This is a genomic window from Rhizobium herbae (genome assembly GCF_017873135.1).
Classification (GTDB): Bacteria; Pseudomonadota; Alphaproteobacteria; order Rhizobiales; family Rhizobiaceae; genus Pararhizobium; species Pararhizobium herbae.
Genome location: NZ_JAGGJV010000004.1, coordinates 108,300 through 124,613, shown reverse-complemented (window position 1 = coordinate 124,613; position 16,314 = coordinate 108,300). Strand labels below are relative to the sequence as shown.

Below are 16,314 nucleotides of genomic sequence, written 5' to 3'. Positions count from 1 at the left end.
ATTTCGGCCGTGGAGGCGCTGTCAGATTCTTTAGCAATCTCGCCCGCTGCCCAAACGGTGGGATCAGCGCAGGCCGGCGAAGCGCTGGAATTCGGCTGGCGTGCGGCCATAGGCCTGGCGGAATGAGGCCGAGAAATGGCTGTGGCTCGAAAAACCGAGATCGAGGCCAAGCCCTGTCAGATCGTCATAGCTTCCAAGCAGGTCGAGCGCCTTGGCCAGCCGCAGCCGCAGATGATAGCGATAGAGCGGCGTTCCCTCGACCTGCTGGAAGACCTGGGTGAGGTAGACCGGCGAAACGCCGGCTTCGCGGGCGATCTCTGCCAGCGTCCATCGCCGGGCGAGGTCGGAGGACAAAATGAGCTTGGCGCGGTCTACGAGTTTCTGCCTGCCGATGCTGGCAGTCGCGGCGCGCGCGGTGCGCTCGCCGACGGCGCGGCGCACCAGCGTCATCGCCAGCGTTTCCGCCTCCATGGTTTCCGCTCTGCCCCTGATGAGGCTGTGGCGCAACAGAGCCACGAGTGCCTGAGCGCGCGCGTCTATTCTCAGGCGCTGCTTGTTGAAGGCGAATGGGCTCCTCGCGGCCCGGTGAACCTTGGGAACCAGCTCCTCAAGCGCGGCCTCGTGCACGGCCATGCTCAGGCAGGCATCGCCACCGTCCACCGGATGGCTGATGCGATAGTCCTCGTCGCGGTTGAAAAACAGGACCTGATTTGCCTCGGCAACCGCATCGTTGCCACCGACATGGCGCAGGAAAACGCCGCGATAGGGGAAAACAAGACTTGTGACGCGCGAGCATTCCTCGTCGCTCCTGTGCCGGCATTCGCCGCTGCACAGGACGTCGTGGACGGTAACCATCTCGGTTTCGAGAATTTTCCTGGCCGAAAACTGGCTCATGGAGCCTCCCGTTGGACGGGAGCATTATAGCCTGCTGCGGGCCGGTCCGTGAACTCGTAAATGCGGAATGACCGGGATAAGTGGACAACGGCCTGTCCGCCTCTGGTGATCAGAAGGGACAAGCCGCCGTCCAGCGTCCTATTTCAGCGGCAGGAACAGCTCCGCGATCGTCTCATGCTCCGGCACCTCGGGGAAGAAGGCGAGGCGCTGGCAGTAGAGAGGGAAATCCCTTGTCTCTTCGCCGCTGGCCGGCAGCCAGTCGCGATAGAGGTAGAGAGCGGCTGGCTCCAGATTGTCGGTATTGCCGACGACGCGCAGCACGGCGCAGCGCCCGCCGGGGATGAAACCCGCCACGACGCCCTCGTCATTCGGTCCCGGCGGGAAATCGATGCCCGTGCACAGGTCCATCCGGTAATCGGCCGGGGACGCGGGCCGCCGCTCGGAGCGGAAGACGTTGAAGATCGGGCTGGTCTTGGGGGATGACAGGCCATGGGCCTTTCGCCAGGCGATGAACCGCTGGATGGTATCGCCGATGGTTGCTGGGTCGCCCCGATGCTCCATGATCGCCACCGGCGTCGGGGTCACATCGCGGATCGTCACATCTTCATGGGTATAAGTTTTCTGCATGAGCTTGCTCCTGGCGTTGTCGAGAGGCCCGAAGGCCGCAAGCCACGTTTCCCATTCGGGAGACTTTCGGAATGACGAAGGCGATTGCCCGAACCTTTGCCGAAAGGCGCGGGCGAATGCATCCGGTGCGTCGTAACCGGCATCCATCGCTATGTCCGTGACGCTCTGAGCGTCCCTGTAGGCCAGCCGGTACGAAGCGCGCTTCATGCGGGCGAGTTGGACATAGCGATGCACGGACAACCCGAAGGTGGACGTGAACTGCCGGTGGAAATGGTATTTCGAGAACGCCGCGACGCCACTCAAAACCTCCAGGCCCAGATCGTCGTCCAGATGCTGGTCTATGTGGTCCAGCACCCGCTGCATTCGGGCATGGTAGTTTTCAAGCGCCGCCTTCATTGTCTTTTCCTCCGTGGCGACACCAGCTAGGCCCTTCCGGACATATCGCGCTCGACCGATCTTGCGATTTGGCCGGGATCAACAGGTGCCGGCCAGCAATGGCTTGCAGGCAGGCCAGATCTACGGTTGAACGGCACCATATGGGCGCTGCGACCCGCCGCGTTGCCACGCGCGACGACAAGCTGGCCATAACTTCCTCGCTATGATTCATGCGTCGCTGGCGGCGCTTATGAACCCGCCGCGGCCGTTTCAGCGGCCGCGCAGCGCTTCGACCAGTTCCTGCATGTCGTCGGGCACGGGGGATTCGAAATGCATGGTCTTTCCAGTGGTCGGATGTTCGAAGGCCAGCATGAAGGCGTGCAGGGCCTGGCGGGGGAAACGGTTGACCACGGCCTTGGCAGCATCCGGCAGCAGGTTGGCCTTTGTCTTGAACGCTGCGCCGTAATCCGGGTCGCCGATCAGCGGGTGGCCGATATAGGCCATGTGGACGCGAATCTGGTGGGTGCGGCCGGTTTCGAGATTGCACCTCACCATCGCGGCAAGCGCGGTGGAGTCGGGTTTTTCAAGATAGCGTTCGACAACCTGATAGTGGGTAATCGCCTCGCGCGCGTCATCGGCACCCTCCTGCTTGACCGCGCGCTTGATCCGGTCGCCGGCGCGGCCGAGCGGCGCGTCGATGGTGCCCTTCAGGCCGCGCGGACGGCCCCAGACGATGGCCATATAGGCACGCTCCAGCGGCCCGGTGCGGCCATGGTCTGCAAACTGGTCGGAGAGGTGGCGATGGGCGATATCGTTCTTGGCAACGACCATGACGCCGCTGGTGTCCTTATCCAAGCGGTGGACGATGCCGGGGCGCTTGACGCCGCCGATGCCGGACAGGCTCGCGCCGCAGTGATGAATGAGCGCATTGACCAGCGTACCCGTCCAATTGCCGGCTCCCGGATGGACGACGAGACCCGGCGGCTTGACGAGTACGATCAGGTCGTTGTCCTCGTAGAGTACGTCAAGCGGGATATCCTCGCCCTTGGGCTCAGGGTCTTCAGCCTCGGGCATGCCGATCTCGAAGACGTCGCCGGGCTGTACCTTCTTCTTGGCTTCCTTGACGGTCTTGCCGTTGACGGAGACCTCGCCCTGCTCGATCAGGCTCTTGATGCGGTTGCGGGAAAACTCGCCGCCCAGCGCTTCCGTCAGGAACGCGTCCATGCGGCCGCTCGCGTCCTCATTTGCCGTGAGGACTTTCCTAATCGCCGGGGCTTGTTTAAAGGGGTCGTTCATTCTTATTCCATTCCGCAGATAAGGTCAGCCATGTCCAATCAGAAACCAGTCGAACAGGAAGACAAGCCGCTCGATCCGGTGATGGAGAATGTGCGCCGCAAGATGATCAAGCTGCAGCTGGTCTCGGCCGGTATCATGTTGGTGATGCTTATGGCCGTGCTTGGGGCGGTTGTCTACAAGGTGACGCGCTCCAATGACAAGGATGTGGCGCAAACGGCCGCCGTTGCCGTGCCGAGCGATGCGCCGCTGACGGCAATCGCCGCGCTGCCTGCCGGGTTTGAAGTCTCCGATATCGCTCTGTCGGGCGGCCAGATCCTGTTCTATGGTGCGGTTGCCGGCGGAGACCGCAAGGCGATCGTCTTCGACATCGCCGCCGGCCGCATCGTCGCGGATATCTCCGTCAAGACCAACTGAGAAGGCTGCGCCGTGACCCCGGTCCGCATCGACGACCCGGCTGATCCGCGCATTGCCGGCTTCGTCTCGATCAAGGAGCGCGATCTCACCGGCCGGCATGGCCGGTTCATCGCCGAGGGTGCCGTCGTCTTGCGCATGCTGGCGGCCGCGCACCGTTCGGGTCGCGGCATCGAGGCCGAGGCGATCCTGCTGCTCGAAAACCGCGTCGATGGTCTTGGCGATATCCTCGCTGATTTTCCGGCCGGCATTCCGGTCTATGTGGCAAGCGCTCCGGTGTTCGATGCTATTGCCGGCTTCAACATGCACCGGGGCGTCCTGGCGCTGGGCAAGCGTGATTCTGTGCCGCGCCTAGACGCGCTCATCGGCGCGCTTCCCGCCAAAAGCCTGGTTCTGGCGGCCTGCGGCATTTCGAACCACGATAATATGGGCTCGATGTTCCGAAATGCCGCTGCTTTCGGCGTCGATGCCGTGCTCATGGATGAAACCAGCTGTGATCCGATGTATCGCAAGGCGATCCGGGTATCCGTCGGTTCGGTGCTGAGCGTTCCCTTTTCTCGCGAGGGCTCGGTGACGGCGCTCATCGGTCGCCTGCGGGCGGAAGGCTTCGCGATCTGGGGGCTGTCGCCGCGCGGGCAGGCCGATCTGCACGACATTCTGCCATCGCCGCGCACCGCCCTTCTGGTGGGCACCGAGGGCGAGGGGCTGCCGGACAATATCATGGCGTCGATCCGTACCGCGCGGATCCGCCAGCGGCCGGGCCTCGACAGCCTGAATGTGGCGACTGCAACCGGCATCGCGCTGCATCAGGTCGCGATGATCAACGGTCTCATCTGATAGCAGCAGGCAGGACTTTACTGATGTTCCGGCGGCAGCATGTCGTGGGCGCGGCTGGCGAGGCTTTTGCCGGTAGCGTCAGGCCGCGCGCCTGCCGGTTTGAGAAGAGCAGGGATCGGCGATCCCTGGCCTTCCTTCGCCGCGGTCAAGGCCACCATGGTTGCCGCGATGTCGGCGATTTCTTCCCGCAGCGCATCGTCGTGGGAGGCTGTCGTCGAGCCGAGCAGCCGTTCCGAAAGCGCTGCCGCCCGGTTGCGCGCGTATTCGGCGGGTACGGTCAGATCGATGGTCGCGACCGGCGAGGTTGAGTTTTCCACACTGATACCGTCTCCTGCGTCAAGGGAAGACGCGCCGCCTGTTGGAAGGTCCGCGGCGGCCGGTTTTTTCTCGCGGCGCACGGGCATTGTCAAGCCGGCAGCGCGCAGGGCTTTGGACGCATCGCGCAGGTCGGTGCCTGCATCCCTGACCTTGGCCTTCAATCGTTCGATTTCGCTGGCCCGGCGCTCAAGAAAACTGTCCTTGTCGGCGTTGGCCGCCATTTCCCTGGCGAGCTTGGCTTCGAACTGGCGAAGGCGGGTTTCGTCCCGCGCGAGCCGGGCTTCCAGTTCCCGCGCCCTGGTGCTTTCCGCCTTCAGCTCGTTGCGGAGGTTTTCCCGCTCGTCCCTCAGGCCGGCAATGCGGCTTTTCAGGTTTTCCGCTTCGGCATCATGGGCTGCAACGTCGATCCTCAGGCTGTCGGTATCGGCAGACACATGGTCCAGCTGACGCGTCAAAGTCTTGATGTCGATGTTTTTCTTGACGCTGTCGCGCTCGACATCCGCCAGCGTCGCCTTCAGCCGCTCGATGTTCTGTTCCAGCTGGCGGGTGGAGGAACGCAGATCAGCCGCCTCGACGTTCATATCGGCGAGTTGTGCATGAAGGTCGGCATTTTCGCCGGCGAGGCGCTGGGCTTCCTTCAGGACGGAGCCATTCTGCAACAGGAGAGCGACGTTCTTGTCGCGTTCGCGTTTCAGCGTCTGGCTGGTGCGGGCGTTTTCGGCGGCATAACTGGCACGGGCTGCGTCCTTCTGGGCCCGCACTTCCTGCGGCGACAGCGGCATCGTCGCCTTCAGCCTGTCTTCGGCAAAGCGGACGATGCGCTTGTGGACGACCGGCGCGGCCAGCAGGCCGAGGATAGCCGCGGTCAGGAAGCCCAAGGCAAACAGGAGTGCGAATTCAATCACGGGCTGGCCATTTCAATTCGAAGCACGCAGCAACACGCGCCATGCTCGGAGTTTTCGTTTTATTGGCTCGAAAGCATAACGATAATATCACTTCAAGTATTCGCGAATGCACCTTTTTTTCAAGCCAGGCAGCGCCTGCGAAGACTGTGGGAGGAGCGCGAGACGGTTTCTCCCGGCTCAGAAGGGATTCCAGGTCGGCTGCTGGGTGAGTTTCAGATAGCCGACATTGATGCCAAGCCGGGCGCCGATGCCGGTGCGAATCGGAACGAGAACGATGTGCTCGTCGGTCAGCACCGTCATGCCGACGCCGGCGACCACATAGGCCGAGCCGGAGACGCCGCCGAAGCGCTTGTAGAGCGCGGGAACCGCCGGCAGGTTATAGACAAGCATCATAGCCCGGCTGCCCTGGCCGCCCCAGTCGATGCCGAGCGACGGGCCTTGCCAGAACACGTTGTGCTGGCCGGCATTCTTTGTATAGAGGTCGCCTTCGCCATAGGTGAGGCCGGCCACGAACGCGCCGGAGCCTTCCTGCCCGAGGATGTAGCCGTTCGGCAGTCCGTATTTGGAAAATGCGTTCTCGACCACTTTGGCAAGGCCGCCCGACGTCGAACCGAAGAAGCCGTGACCGGCATCGACGATTTCCTGCATCGTGTACTGCGTGCCGTTGGCATTTTGCGCGAGCGCTGCGGGCATGAGGCTGAAGACAGCCATCAGCGTCACGAAAGCCTTGAGGCAGGTGGTTTTCACGGCACTGGCAATCCGTTGCATGGTTTTCTCCGTAAAGTCAGGAAAGGCCGGGATTGTGCGTCCGCGGGCCGCTAACCTGTCCCGTTGCTGGTTGTCACGGGGTTCGGGCTGATTGTCAGCAATTTGAACCGATGATCTTAACAATCGGTTTACCAAATGTGGTGTCTTTATGATCTTCGCCCCGACGCTATGCCCGCGCAATCTTCGTGGGCTAAAGAATGCTGGGTAAGAGGATCGCGGAAGGCCGCCTGATTACGCTTACGAGCCGGAAGCCGAATGACGGCTATTAAGGATACGACCATGGGAAAGAACCCGAACCTGACCTTGACCGGTCCCGATCTCGCAGCACTTCTGTGCAGCCGCGTCTGTCACGACATCATCTCGCCGGTCGGCGCCATCAACAACGGTCTCGAACTCCTGGATGAGGGCGGGGCGGATGCCGATGCCATGGATCTCATCCGCACCAGCGCGCTCAATGCCTCGGTGCGATTGAAGTTCGCCCGGCTGGCGTTCGGCGCTTCGGGCTCGGCCGGTGCGTCGATCGACACCGGCGAGGCGGAAAAGGCGGCGAAGGATTTCGCCTCCGTCGAAAAGAAGACGGAAGTCACCTGGAACGGTCCGCGCGTCATCATCGCCAAGAATCGCGTCAAGCTGCTGCTCAATCTCTTCCTGATCGCCTATGGTGCGATCCCGCGCGGCGGCTCGATCGAAGTCGTCCTGGAAAATCCGGAATATGACGCGGCCTTCAAGCTGATCTGCAAGGGCCGGATGATGCGCGTGCCGCCGAAGCTGGTCGAGCTTCTCTCCGGCACGCTCGAAGAAGCCGTTGATGCCCACACGATCCAGCCTTACTACACCGTGCTTCTCGCCGACGAGGCCGGCATGGAGATCGAAGTCAACTCGACATCCGAGGAAATTGTCTTTTCTGCGAAAATGGTTGCAGCCTGAGAGCGGGAGATAATTGCTTTTTAGGTCCGGCGGTAACTGAATCTTTGCCAAACCGGCATACGGTTGTTGATAGGGGATTAACTCCCGCTTAGGTGTAGACAAGGAGCCGGAAATGCAACGCTTGATGATTGCCGATGATTCAGACGTCGTACGCAAGGTCGGAAAGCGCATTCTCTCCGGCTTGAATTTTCTCGTTTCCGAGGCCGCCAACGGACTGGAAGCGCTTGTGCGCTGCGAAGCGGAGCTCCCGAATATCATCATCGTCGATGCGGCGCTCGATGGCGCGCTGGACCTGATCGCCAACATCCGAAATCTGCCAAACGGCAAGAGCGTGCGTATCTATTACTGCGTCGTCGAAGCGGACCTGAAGAAGATGATGGCCGGCAAGCGCGCCGGTGCCGACGACTTCCTCCTGAAGCCGTTCGACCGCAAGATCCTGACCAGCGTCTTCGGCAGCCTGTCGATCGCTGCCTGACCAACAATTGAACATGACATCTGTCTGAGGAAGCCGCCACCTGCAGGTGGCGGCTTTTTTCGTGTGATCTGAATGGTTGCGGGTGCTGGATAATATCTGGAAATGCAAAAAGCCCGCCTTCATTGGCGGGCTTTTCGAAAGTCTCGGCAAGTTCAGCCGTGGCATCCCTGCATTATGCGGGATGCGGAACACCGACGGCTGGAATGCCGACCCGGTATCAGGCGCTTTCTGCGAGATCGCCTTCCGGTTCGCGCAGCACATAGCCGCGGCCCCAGACCGTCTCGATGTAGTTGGCGCCACCGGCTGCATTTGCAAGTTTCTTGCGCAGCTTGCAGATGAACACGTCGATGATCTTCAGTTCCGGTTCGTCCATGCCGCCATAGAGGTGGTTGAGGAACATTTCCTTGGTGAGCGTCGTACCCTTGCGGAGCGAAAGCAGCTCCAGCATCTGGTATTCCTTGCCCGTCAGGTGAACGCGCTGGCCGCCGACTTCGACGGTCTTTGCATCCAGGTTGACGATAAGCTCGCCCGTCGAAATGACCGACTGCGCATGGCCCTTGGAACGGCGGACGATCGCGTGGATGCGAGCAACCAGTTCGTCCTTGTGGAAAGGCTTGGTCATGTAGTCGTCGGCGCCGAAGCCGAGGCCCCGAACCTTGTCCTCGATGCCGGCCATGCCGGAAAGGATCAGGATCGGTGTCTTGACCTTGGACAGACGGAGCGTTCTCAAAACTTCATAACCGGACATGTCCGGCAGGTTGAGATCGAGCAGAATGATGTCGTAATCATAGAGCTTGCCGAGATCGACACCCTCTTCACCAAGGTCGGTGGTATAAACGTTAAAACTTTCCGACTTGAGCATCAGTTCGATGCTCTGCGCTGTCGCGCTGTCGTCTTCAATTAATAGAACCCGCATATTTGTCCCCTTTTCCGCCGCCGAAAGGTCGTTGTGGCCCCCTTACGCGATACGGATCCAGTCGTTGCCTGATTTGGAGGCTGCCAGTAAATGGTTAACAAATTCTGATTCACTCTGGCAAGGTGTATCGGAAATGTTAAATATTTTTTGCAGTCCTCTGATTTTACATGTGAATCTAGAATGACATCCTTAATGCACAACGTTAAGAAAATCAGCTATCTGACTCATCTGACTCAATCTATGCCGACCATCAAATTTAATGTCCGGCATTTACTGACCCTTAAATGATCGTCCCTATGATTAACGATGCCCGTAAACGAAAGGTTACCAGCGGTAGGATTTTGTTAAGATCGCTGTAATTTTTTTTGTTTCCGACGCCGTAAGGTCGGTTAAACGGGCCAAATCCAGTAACCGGGGTCTCGCATCACGGGAGTATTGCGTATGAAGTCACGTGAGAGCCTTGTTCGCCTGAAGGAATTTCAGGTGAAGGAGAAACAGCGTCAGTTGAGCCAGCTGCAACTGATGATGTCCGAATTTGAGCGGATGACCAAGGAATTGGAAAATCAGATCACGTTCGAGGAAAAGAAATCGGGGATCTCCGATCCCGCCCATTTTGCCTATCCGACGTTTGCCAAGGCTGCGCGGCAGCGGGCCGACAATCTCCAGGTCTCGGTTCGGGAACTGAAGGTTCAGCAGGATGCGGCGGAACTGGCGCTGGAAGAGGTTCAGGCGGAATTCGCCAAGGCCGCGGCGCTCGAAGAGCGGGACAGCGGCGCTCGCATGCGCGCCTAAGGCGCGCTTGAGAATTGCTCAAGGCCAAAAGGCCCTTCTCACGGACTTGTCCTAAGTCCGTGAGAAGGGCCTTGTGCATTTTCGGGTCAGGTTTTGATCGTACCGGCTTTGCTAAGCCGGCTTTTGCTAAGCCTGGATGGCATCCTGCCATTCGGGATGGCGCAGCGTCTGGGCGCGCATGAAAGGGCAGAGCGGAATGATCTTCCAGCCGCCTTTGCGGGCTTCCTCGATCGCATGGGCTGCGAGCGCCTGGCCGACGCCTTTGCCGCGTAGCGCGTCTGGAACGGCTGTATGATCGATGATGATCAAATGCGGCGATGACCGGGAATAGGTCATTTCGCCGGTGTGGCCCTCGACCGTCGCACTGTAGCGGCCGTGCGAGCCGGTTTCTTCAACCTGTATGTCCATGATCCACCCGTCAAATTGCTGGCTGCGCCTTATACCAAGGATCGATGATAGGAACCATGGGATGGTTCATACTGGTCTTTCGGCTAGGCGCTGTCCGAAGAGCGATGCTTGCGCATCGGGCGAGGATCGCAACGACGCCCAAAGGCCAGTATGAACCACCTTCGGTCGGCTTCTCTTCGTCTCCGGCGGCGTCGAGGCTCTTGCACGATGCGAAGGCATCGTGGCTGCGAACCTCTCCTGGCCGGAAACGAAGATCGAGCCGATCCTATGGGTTCCTATCATCGATCCTTGGTATTGTATGGCATGGGGCGGAGCCGGCGCGAAGGGTAGGGCGCTTTAAAAAACGCTTCGGGCGGCTGCCCGGTTCATGGCCGCCGCCCGAAAAAATGTTCTCCTGATATGTATCGATCAGTGACGGTACTGCTGGATGCGCGTCGTGCGCAGGCCGGCAAGACCATGGTCGCTGATCGAGGACTGCCAGGACAGGAATTCTTCGACGGTCAGGGTATAGCGTTCACAGGCTTCTTCCAGGCTGAGAAGTCCGCCACGCACGGCGGCGACGACTTCTGCCTTTCTGCGGATCACCCAACGGCGGGTATTGGCCGGAGGCAGATCTGCAATTGTCAAAGGGCTGCCATCGGGTCCGATGACATATTTCACGCGGGGTCGTATCATTTCGGTCATTGGACTCTCTACACATACTCAAGACCATATGAGTTCAACTTACCCTGCCACATTTAACATTTGCCTAAGCGCCCGGTAACAATTTGCTCATAATTTTAGAGACTTCGAGGACCTGCCATTGATAGGCAGGCAATTTGCGCGCTCGCATGGTGGTGGTGCGCAAGCGGCTATCGGCCGGTTGCTGCGCGTGGTGTTAAATGCCTCTCGTCATTGTCTTTTTCCCGTCCATCAAAGTGAGTAAGGCTACAAAATGAGCTTCTGCATGGGAGCTATGCAAATATATCGGTTCAATTTGCCTAAAATTATTGCTATATCCGCCTTGTAATTGAGCATAGGCGTCATTTTATGATGCTCCGGAATGCTCTCTGCATCGTTTTATTTCCAAGCCTCGGTCTGTTGCTTCGATCGCGCCCCATTCTGGCGCCTTCGAAGTTTTGTCGGTGGCTGGTTTGATTTGGCAGATTCAAAAAAATTCCGGATTGAGAATTTTTTGAGGCGCCGGCGCTGTAGGCCGGCAAATTGGTGATCGAAACTATGAGAGACCCTGACAAGCTGGCCTTGCGAAGCGAGGCCTATGCTGATTTCCTTTCGGGCATGACCAGTTCCACAGTTCAGACGGAGTATGAAGTGCTCCACCTGATGCGCCAGTGCACGGCACAGTTCGGCTTCAGCCACTTCATGATCGCGCGTATTCCCTTCGGCGAGCAGCAGCGCTTTGCCGAGCGTCTCGCATTGAGCAGCTGGCCGTCCGAGCTCGTGCGGGACTATGACACCGCCACGGTTTTCCACGCCAGCGCGCTGATCGAGCGGTTGCGCCATACCAAGCTCCCCGTCTTCGGCGAAACCGCATCCCTGCTCAACGTCCACGGCTCGAATGCGCTTGATGCCATCCCTGCGCTGTTTGCCGGGCCCGCGATGCGCAACACCTTTGCGGTCATGCTGCACACCACCCATGGCGAAGCGTTCGCCGTCCTGCTCTCCGGTTCCCGCGGCGAGCCCGACAGGGGCGAGATTGCCGATCTCTATCTCACCTTGCTGCAGCTTTTCGAGACACTCGAGCGTACCTTCGAGGTCGGCGCCTCTGCGCGTGACAAGCTGTCGGCGCGCGAGATCGAATGTCTGCGCTGGGCGGCGGCCGGCAAGAGCAGTGATGAGATCGCCATCATCCTGGGCATCTCCGTCTATACGGTCTCCAGTTATTTCAAGACGTCGACGCGCAAGCTCGATTCCGTCAACCGGATGCAGGCGATCGCCCGTGCCATGCGGATGAAGCTAATCTGAGCGGCAGCGCCGGGCTGTTGCCCATGCCCTTGTTCAATTCCCCGCGACTTTCTATATAGCGGCCTTGCGGCACGGTCCCTTTGAACCGGCGTCGCTTCGCTGCGGCGTTGGCCGTTTGCAGGAAACAGGGTATGGTCGCGCGAAATTGCCCGATGAACCCGCCGATGGACCGGAATGCCGGATTGGATGCCGTGAACAGTCTCGATTTTGATCGCAAGCCCGAAGATACGCGCGTCGTCGTTGCCATGTCCGGTGGCGTCGACAGTTCCGTGGTGGCCGGCATCCTGAAACGCCAGGGCTATGACGTCCTCGGCATCACCCTGCAGCTCTACGACCATGGGGCTGCCGTCCACCGTGCCGGCTCCTGCTGCGCCGGCCAGGACATCGATGATGCCCGCCGCGTCTGCGACGTTCTCGGTATTCCGCATTACGTGCTCGACTATGAACAGCGTTTTCGCGAAACGGTGATCAATCCCTTCGCCGAAAGCTATGTCGCCGGCGAAACGCCGATCCCGTGCGTCGCTTGCAACCAGACCGTCAAGTTCGCCGATCTTCTGGCAACCGCGCGGGAGCTTGGCGCCGACGCGCTGGCAACCGGCCACTACATCCGTTCCAAGGCGAACCCGCAGCCAGGCGCGCCTAACCGCCGCGCGCTGTTTCGCCCGACGGATGCCGATCGCGACCAGAGCTACTTTCTCTTTGCCACGACGCAGGAGCAGATCGATTACCTGCGCTTTCCGCTCGGCAGCCTCACCAAGGCGGAAACCCGGGCGCTTGCCGAAAACATGGGCCTCGTCGTCGCCAAGAAGGCCGACAGCCAGGACATCTGTTTCGTGCCGCAGGGCAAATATGCCGATATCATCAACAAGCTGAAGCCGAATGCGTCCTTGGCGGGCGACATCGTCCATCTCGACGGCCGTGTGCTCGGCAGCCATGATGGCATCCTGCACTATACGATCGGCCAGCGTCGCGGCATCGGCGTCGCCACCGGCGAGCCGCTCTATGTCGTCCATCTCGACGCCCGCTCGCGCCGCGTCATCGTCGGCCCGAAGGAAGCGCTGGAAACCCGCCGGGTCTACCTGCGCGACGTCAACTGGCTCGGCGACGGCGATATTCGCGATGTGGCGGCCGATGGCTTTGCCTGCTTTGCCAAGGTGCGCTCCACCCGCCAGCCGGCGCCGGCCATCCTGCGGGCTGACGAAAGTGGCATATCGGTCGAGCTTCTGGAAGGCGAGGCGGGCGTTGCCCCTGGCCAGGCCTGTGCGCTCTATTCCGGCATCGGCGAAGACGCCCGCGTCTACGGCGGCGGCTTCATCCTGCGCTCCGAACGCGAAGCCGCGGCCGAAGCAGCCCTCAAGGACCTGCTGCAGAGCGTTGCCGCTGCCTGATCGCGGGCAAGGTCCCGTGCATCGTGCAGCCGCTCAAACGTCTTGTTCTGCCGGCTTTGGAAAACTTCCGTTTTTTTGAAACGGCTCGGCTTGACACCGGCATGAACCGCACCTTATAAGCCGCCATCTGACGACGGCAACGCGGCCAAACCCGCTGTTTCCGTCCCGGCGGCGGGGTAGCTCAGTTGGTTAGAGCACGGGAATCATAATCCTGGGGTCGGGGGTTCGAGTCCCTCTCCCGCTACCATTTTTCCAGTGTCCATTCCTGAGACATAGGTAACAGTTTTTCCCGAACACACGGGGTGTGGCATCACGCCACTTTTTGCGTTTTTACCAGCGCTTTTTACAAAAGTGTAGATTTCAAGCTTCGCTCCGAGCGATGCGGCGGATGCCGGCGGCAGCGGTGTTCTTTAGGGCAATAGGCGAGGGCCAGGGCAGCCGGCTGCTTCAGCGCGTGGCGAAGTAAATCACCGCGCCCCAGAAGGACACGCCGACGAACACGGCCGCGGCGATGGCTTTTATGCGCAGCGTCGGCGAGAAGGCACCCTTCGATGCACCGAGCTCCCGGTGATCTTCTGAGAACGCTGAGTAAGCATCTCTTCGATGTTCCGTCATGGCACGATCCTCCGCTTGTGTAGAATAAGGATACGCAAACGCTGTTAAGGAAGCATCCGAAAAAAAGCTAAAATTCTAACCACGGGAAAAATCGCCGGTGGGGCTGCCATGGAAAGCATTGTTTGCAGCGAGCTCACGAAATACGCATCGCGTCCTTCGGCGATGCTCACCCCTCGCTCAACATTTCCATACTGCCGGTGAGCCTGCCCATCAGGCTGCGGCGGACGCGGCCGACATCCCGCAGCGGCGGTTCGCCGAACTGGCGGGCATATTCGCGGCTGAACTGCGACTGGCTTTCATAGCCGACCTGATGGCCCGCCGATCCGGCGTCCAGCATGTCCTCCAGCATCAGCCGGCGCGCTTCCTGCAGCCTGAGCTGTTTCTGGTACTGCATCGGGCTCATGGCGGTGATCGCCTTGAAATGATGATGCAGCGAGGAAACGCTCATGCTGACCCGGTTGGCAAGATCCTCGATCCTCAGCGGCAGCGCGTAGTGTTCTTTCAGCCAGACGCAGGCGCGGCTCACCTGGTGCGATTGGCTCTCGGTTATCGCCATCTGGCGCAGTCGTCCGCTCTGTGGTCCGGTCAAGATCCGGTAGATGATTTCCTGCTCGATGAGCGGCAGCAGCGCCGCGGTGTCGCCGGGCCGGTTCAGCAGCCGCAGCAGCCGGATCGCGGCATCCTCGAGTTCGGGCGTTACGCTGCTCACCGCCATGCCGCGGGCAGCCGGAACAGGGGCACTGTCCTGATGGCCGGCATGTTCCAACAGCCCGGCAATCCGGGTCGTATCGATTTGGAACACGATACTCAGATAGGGTTTCTCGGCCGACGCTTCGACGACCTGGGTCGTGACCGGCAGGTCGATCGAGGTGAGCAGATAATCCGCGCCGCCATAGCGGTAAATCTCGTCTGCGAGCACCACCTGCTTTGCGCCTTGCGCGATCAGAGCGAAGCTCGGCTTGTAGGAGCCGCAGACTTTTGTGCCCGTTGTGGAGCGCATATGCACGCTCAATCCGGGGATAGGGGTTTGATGATCGCCATCCTTCTGGGCGAAACGGGCAATAAGATCAATCAGTTCCTGACTACGCTCAGTTCTTGAATCTGTCATAATCAAAAGTCTTTCCAGTGATTTAGGATCTGTGGTGCATTCCGGAAGTTAGTCTTTTACCTCACGTTTGCAAAACTCCGGCGACATCTTTTGCAGGATCGTACAATAATTTTGCAGGATTGCTCTAACGCCTGTTCGCCACTCCCTGCATAGTAGGCTTCTGGGGAGAGGCCATTCGTGCCTCCATGACAATCCCCGCTTCACAGAATAAAGGAGTGACCCATGGCCCTGGCAAGAGGATATGCGGCGACGGATGCGTCGAAACCGCTTGAGCCCTTTACCTTCGAACGGCGCGAACCCAATGATGACGACATCGTCATCGACATCAAGTTCTCCGGCATTTGCCATTCCGACATCCACCAGGCGCGCAACGAATGGGGCAATTCCAGCTTCCCCATGGTGCCCGGCCATGAGATTGCCGGCATTGTTACGGCGGTCGGAGCCAAGGTAACGAAGTTCAAGGTCGGCGATCGTGCCGGCGTCGGCTGCTTCGTCAACAGTTGCACCCACTGCGCAACGCGCGATCTTGACCTCGAACACTACATGCCCGGCCTGATCGCGACATATAACGGGTTCGAGGCCGATGGCGTCACCCCGACCTATGGCGGTTATTCCGATCATGTCGTCGTCAAGGAAGGCTATGCGCTGTCCATTCCGGAAAGCCTGCCGCTTGACGCCGCCGCACCGCTGCTCTGCGCTGGCATCACACTCTACTCGCCGCTGATGCACTGGAAGGCCGGTCCCGGCAAGAAGGTGGCCATTGTCGGCATGGGTGGCCTTGGCCATATGGGCGTCAAGATCGGTTCGGCGCTCGGTGCGGAGATCACCGTGCTCAGCCAGTCGCTTTCAAAGCAGGAAGACGGCCTGAAGCTCGGCGCGAGCCATTACTATGCCACCAAGGATCCGGAAACCTTCACGAAGCTCGCCGGCACGTTCGACCTGATTATCAGCACCGTCGGTGCCGATATGGATCTCGCTCCGTATCTGAACCTCCTGAAGCTGGACGGCACGATGGTGCTGGTCGGCGTGCCGGAGGTTCCGGCCTCGATCCACGCATTCTCCCTGATCGGTGGTCGCCGCAGCCTCGCCGGTTCGATGATCGGTTCGATCAAGGAAACCCAGGAAATGCTCGATTTCTGCGGCAAGCACAACATCGTCTCTGAAATCGAACTGATCCGCATGGACCAGGTCAACGAAGCCTATGAGCGCGTCATCAAGAGCGACGTGCGCTATCGCTTCGTCATCGACATGGCGACACTGTAAGTTTTTTGAATGTTCAGGCAGACCGG

18 protein-coding genes and 1 tRNA gene are annotated in these 16,314 nt (G+C 59.9%); 9 read left to right on the top strand and 10 right to left on the bottom strand.

Annotated elements, in window-relative coordinates; genetic code table 11:
• Positions 1 to 63 precede the first annotated feature (63 nt).
• From J2Z75_RS12195 to J2Z75_RS12185, 3 genes are all read right to left on the bottom strand, one after another.
• On the bottom strand, positions 64 to 894 hold the full coding sequence (locus tag J2Z75_RS12195; RefSeq protein ID WP_209852576.1) for a helix-turn-helix transcriptional regulator: 831 nt from the start codon (positions 892 to 894) through the stop codon (positions 64 to 66).
• Positions 895 to 1,032: 138 nt separating this feature from the next.
• On the bottom strand, positions 1,033 to 1,917 hold the full coding sequence (locus tag J2Z75_RS12190; RefSeq protein WP_209852574.1) for an AraC family transcriptional regulator: 885 nt from the start codon (positions 1,915 to 1,917) through the stop codon (positions 1,033 to 1,035).
• Positions 1,918 to 2,166: 249 nt separating this feature from the next.
• Positions 2,167 to 3,192: an RluA family pseudouridine synthase gene (locus J2Z75_RS12185; RefSeq protein ID WP_209852572.1), complete on the bottom strand. Its 1,026-nt coding sequence runs from the start codon at positions 3,190 to 3,192 to the stop codon at positions 2,167 to 2,169.
• Between the two features lie 30 nt (positions 3,193 to 3,222).
• Between J2Z75_RS12185 and J2Z75_RS12180 the strand changes: the two genes are divergently transcribed.
• Positions 3,223 to 3,606 (top strand): hypothetical protein, encoded by a 384-nt coding sequence (locus tag J2Z75_RS12180; RefSeq protein ID WP_209852570.1) that lies wholly within the window; start codon positions 3,223 to 3,225, stop codon positions 3,604 to 3,606.
• Positions 3,607 to 3,618: 12 nt separating this feature from the next.
• A complete protein-coding gene (locus J2Z75_RS12175) occupies positions 3,619 to 4,440 on the top strand; it encodes a TrmH family RNA methyltransferase (protein ID WP_209852567.1) in 822 nt (273 codons plus the stop codon).
• A gap of 17 nt (positions 4,441 to 4,457) precedes the next feature.
• Here J2Z75_RS12175 and J2Z75_RS12170 read toward each other — a convergent pair whose 3' ends face one another.
• Together J2Z75_RS12170 and J2Z75_RS12165 are read right to left on the bottom strand one after the other, a co-directional pair.
• Positions 4,458 to 5,663: a DUF2046 domain-containing protein gene (locus tag J2Z75_RS12170; protein WP_209852564.1), complete on the bottom strand. Its 1,206-nt coding sequence runs from the start codon at positions 5,661 to 5,663 to the stop codon at positions 4,458 to 4,460.
• A gap of 177 nt (positions 5,664 to 5,840) precedes the next feature.
• Complete coding sequence (locus J2Z75_RS12165; RefSeq protein WP_407692763.1) at positions 5,841 to 6,374, bottom strand: DUF1134 domain-containing protein; 534 nt, start codon at positions 6,372 to 6,374, stop codon at positions 5,841 to 5,843.
• 336 nt (positions 6,375 to 6,710) lie between these two features.
• Here J2Z75_RS12165 and chpT point away from each other — a divergent pair, with 336 nt between their 5' ends.
• Both chpT and J2Z75_RS12155 read left to right on the top strand, forming a co-directional pair.
• Positions 6,711 to 7,358, top strand: coding sequence for a histidine phosphotransferase ChpT (gene chpT, locus J2Z75_RS12160; RefSeq protein WP_209853368.1), 648 nt, complete (start codon positions 6,711 to 6,713; stop codon positions 7,356 to 7,358).
• A 112-nt stretch (positions 7,359 to 7,470) separates the two neighbouring features.
• Positions 7,471 to 7,833, top strand: a complete 363-nt coding sequence (locus J2Z75_RS12155) for a response regulator (RefSeq protein WP_209852558.1) — start codon at positions 7,471 to 7,473, stop codon at positions 7,831 to 7,833.
• Positions 7,834 to 8,050: 217 nt separating this feature from the next.
• Here the strand turns inward: J2Z75_RS12155 and ctrA are convergent, their stop codons facing one another.
• Positions 8,051 to 8,749, bottom strand: a complete 699-nt coding sequence (ctrA, locus tag J2Z75_RS12150) for a response regulator transcription factor CtrA (RefSeq protein ID WP_056339603.1) — start codon at positions 8,747 to 8,749, stop codon at positions 8,051 to 8,053.
• A gap of 441 nt (positions 8,750 to 9,190) precedes the next feature.
• Between ctrA and J2Z75_RS12145 the strand changes: the two genes are divergently transcribed.
• The gene (locus tag J2Z75_RS12145) at positions 9,191 to 9,541 is read left to right on the top strand and encodes a hypothetical protein (RefSeq protein WP_037163972.1); all 351 of its coding nucleotides are present in this window, start codon (positions 9,191 to 9,193) and stop codon (positions 9,539 to 9,541) included.
• 126 nt (positions 9,542 to 9,667) lie between these two features.
• Here J2Z75_RS12145 and J2Z75_RS12140 read toward each other — a convergent pair whose 3' ends face one another.
• Both J2Z75_RS12140 and sciP read right to left on the bottom strand, forming a co-directional pair.
• The gene (locus J2Z75_RS12140) at positions 9,668 to 9,949 is read right to left on the bottom strand and encodes a GNAT family N-acetyltransferase (protein ID WP_209852555.1); all 282 of its coding nucleotides are present in this window, start codon (positions 9,947 to 9,949) and stop codon (positions 9,668 to 9,670) included.
• Between the two features lie 408 nt (positions 9,950 to 10,357).
• Entirely contained in the window at positions 10,358 to 10,633 is a 276-nt protein-coding gene (gene sciP, locus J2Z75_RS12135) for a CtrA inhibitor SciP (protein WP_004430042.1), read from the bottom strand.
• Positions 10,634 to 11,167: 534 nt separating this feature from the next.
• Between sciP and J2Z75_RS12130 the strand changes: the two genes are divergently transcribed.
• From J2Z75_RS12130 to J2Z75_RS12120, 3 genes are all read left to right on the top strand, one after another.
• Positions 11,168 to 11,914, top strand: a complete 747-nt coding sequence (locus J2Z75_RS12130; RefSeq protein WP_209852552.1) for a helix-turn-helix transcriptional regulator — start codon at positions 11,168 to 11,170, stop codon at positions 11,912 to 11,914.
• A 191-nt stretch (positions 11,915 to 12,105) separates the two neighbouring features.
• Positions 12,106 to 13,302, top strand: a complete 1,197-nt coding sequence (mnmA, locus tag J2Z75_RS12125) for a tRNA 2-thiouridine(34) synthase MnmA (RefSeq protein WP_209853367.1) — start codon at positions 12,106 to 12,108, stop codon at positions 13,300 to 13,302.
• 170 nt (positions 13,303 to 13,472) lie between these two features.
• Positions 13,473 to 13,549, top strand: a tRNA-Met gene (locus tag J2Z75_RS12120).
• Between the two features lie 200 nt (positions 13,550 to 13,749).
• Here the strand turns inward: J2Z75_RS12120 and J2Z75_RS12115 are convergent.
• Positions 13,750 to 13,917 carry a hypothetical protein gene (locus tag J2Z75_RS12115; protein WP_209852550.1) on the bottom strand — a complete coding sequence of 56 codons (168 nt, stop codon included), beginning with the start codon at positions 13,915 to 13,917 and terminating at the stop codon, positions 13,750 to 13,752.
• 166 nt (positions 13,918 to 14,083) lie between these two features.
• Entirely contained in the window at positions 14,084 to 15,025 is a 942-nt protein-coding gene (locus J2Z75_RS12110; RefSeq protein WP_209852548.1) for an AraC family transcriptional regulator, read from the bottom strand.
• Positions 15,026 to 15,247: 222 nt separating this feature from the next.
• Between J2Z75_RS12110 and J2Z75_RS12105 the strand changes: the two genes are divergently transcribed.
• Positions 15,248 to 16,288 (top strand): NAD(P)-dependent alcohol dehydrogenase, encoded by a 1,041-nt coding sequence (locus J2Z75_RS12105; protein WP_209852546.1) that lies wholly within the window; start codon positions 15,248 to 15,250, stop codon positions 16,286 to 16,288.
• The last annotated feature ends 26 nt before the right edge of the window (positions 16,289 to 16,314 follow it).

Excerpts from the sequence above, each read along its gene's own strand:
- J2Z75_RS12110 (WP_209852548.1), bottom strand. The coding sequence starts at position 15,025 with ATGACAGATTCAAGAACTGAGCGTAGTCAGGAACTGATTGATCTTATT.
- J2Z75_RS12105 (WP_209852546.1), top strand. The coding sequence starts at position 15,248 with ATGGCCCTGGCAAGAGGATATGCGGCGACGGATGCGTCGAAACCGCTT.
- J2Z75_RS12140 (WP_209852555.1), bottom strand. The coding sequence starts at position 9,949 with ATGGACATACAGGTTGAAGAAACCGGCTCGCACGGCCGCTACAGTGCG.
- chpT (WP_209853368.1), top strand. The coding sequence starts at position 6,711 with ATGGGAAAGAACCCGAACCTGACCTTGACCGGTCCCGATCTCGCAGCA.
- J2Z75_RS12185 (WP_209852572.1), bottom strand. The coding sequence starts at position 3,192 with ATGAACGACCCCTTTAAACAAGCCCCGGCGATTAGGAAAGTCCTCACG.
- J2Z75_RS12115 (WP_209852550.1), bottom strand. The coding sequence starts at position 13,917 with ATGACGGAACATCGAAGAGATGCTTACTCAGCGTTCTCAGAAGATCAC.
- J2Z75_RS12155 (WP_209852558.1), top strand. The coding sequence starts at position 7,471 with ATGCAACGCTTGATGATTGCCGATGATTCAGACGTCGTACGCAAGGTC.
- J2Z75_RS12180 (WP_209852570.1), top strand. The coding sequence starts at position 3,223 with ATGTCCAATCAGAAACCAGTCGAACAGGAAGACAAGCCGCTCGATCCG.
- sciP (WP_004430042.1), bottom strand. The coding sequence starts at position 10,633 with ATGACCGAAATGATACGACCCCGCGTGAAATATGTCATCGGACCCGAT.
- J2Z75_RS12190 (WP_209852574.1), bottom strand. The coding sequence starts at position 1,917 with ATGAAGGCGGCGCTTGAAAACTACCATGCCCGAATGCAGCGGGTGCTG.
- J2Z75_RS12195 (WP_209852576.1), bottom strand. The coding sequence starts at position 894 with ATGAGCCAGTTTTCGGCCAGGAAAATTCTCGAAACCGAGATGGTTACC.
- ctrA (WP_056339603.1), bottom strand. The coding sequence starts at position 8,749 with ATGCGGGTTCTATTAATTGAAGACGACAGCGCGACAGCGCAGAGCATC.
- J2Z75_RS12165 (WP_407692763.1), bottom strand. The coding sequence starts at position 6,374 with ATGGCTGTCTTCAGCCTCATGCCCGCAGCGCTCGCGCAAAATGCCAAC.
- J2Z75_RS12145 (WP_037163972.1), top strand. The coding sequence starts at position 9,191 with ATGAAGTCACGTGAGAGCCTTGTTCGCCTGAAGGAATTTCAGGTGAAG.
- J2Z75_RS12130 (WP_209852552.1), top strand. The coding sequence starts at position 11,168 with ATGAGAGACCCTGACAAGCTGGCCTTGCGAAGCGAGGCCTATGCTGAT.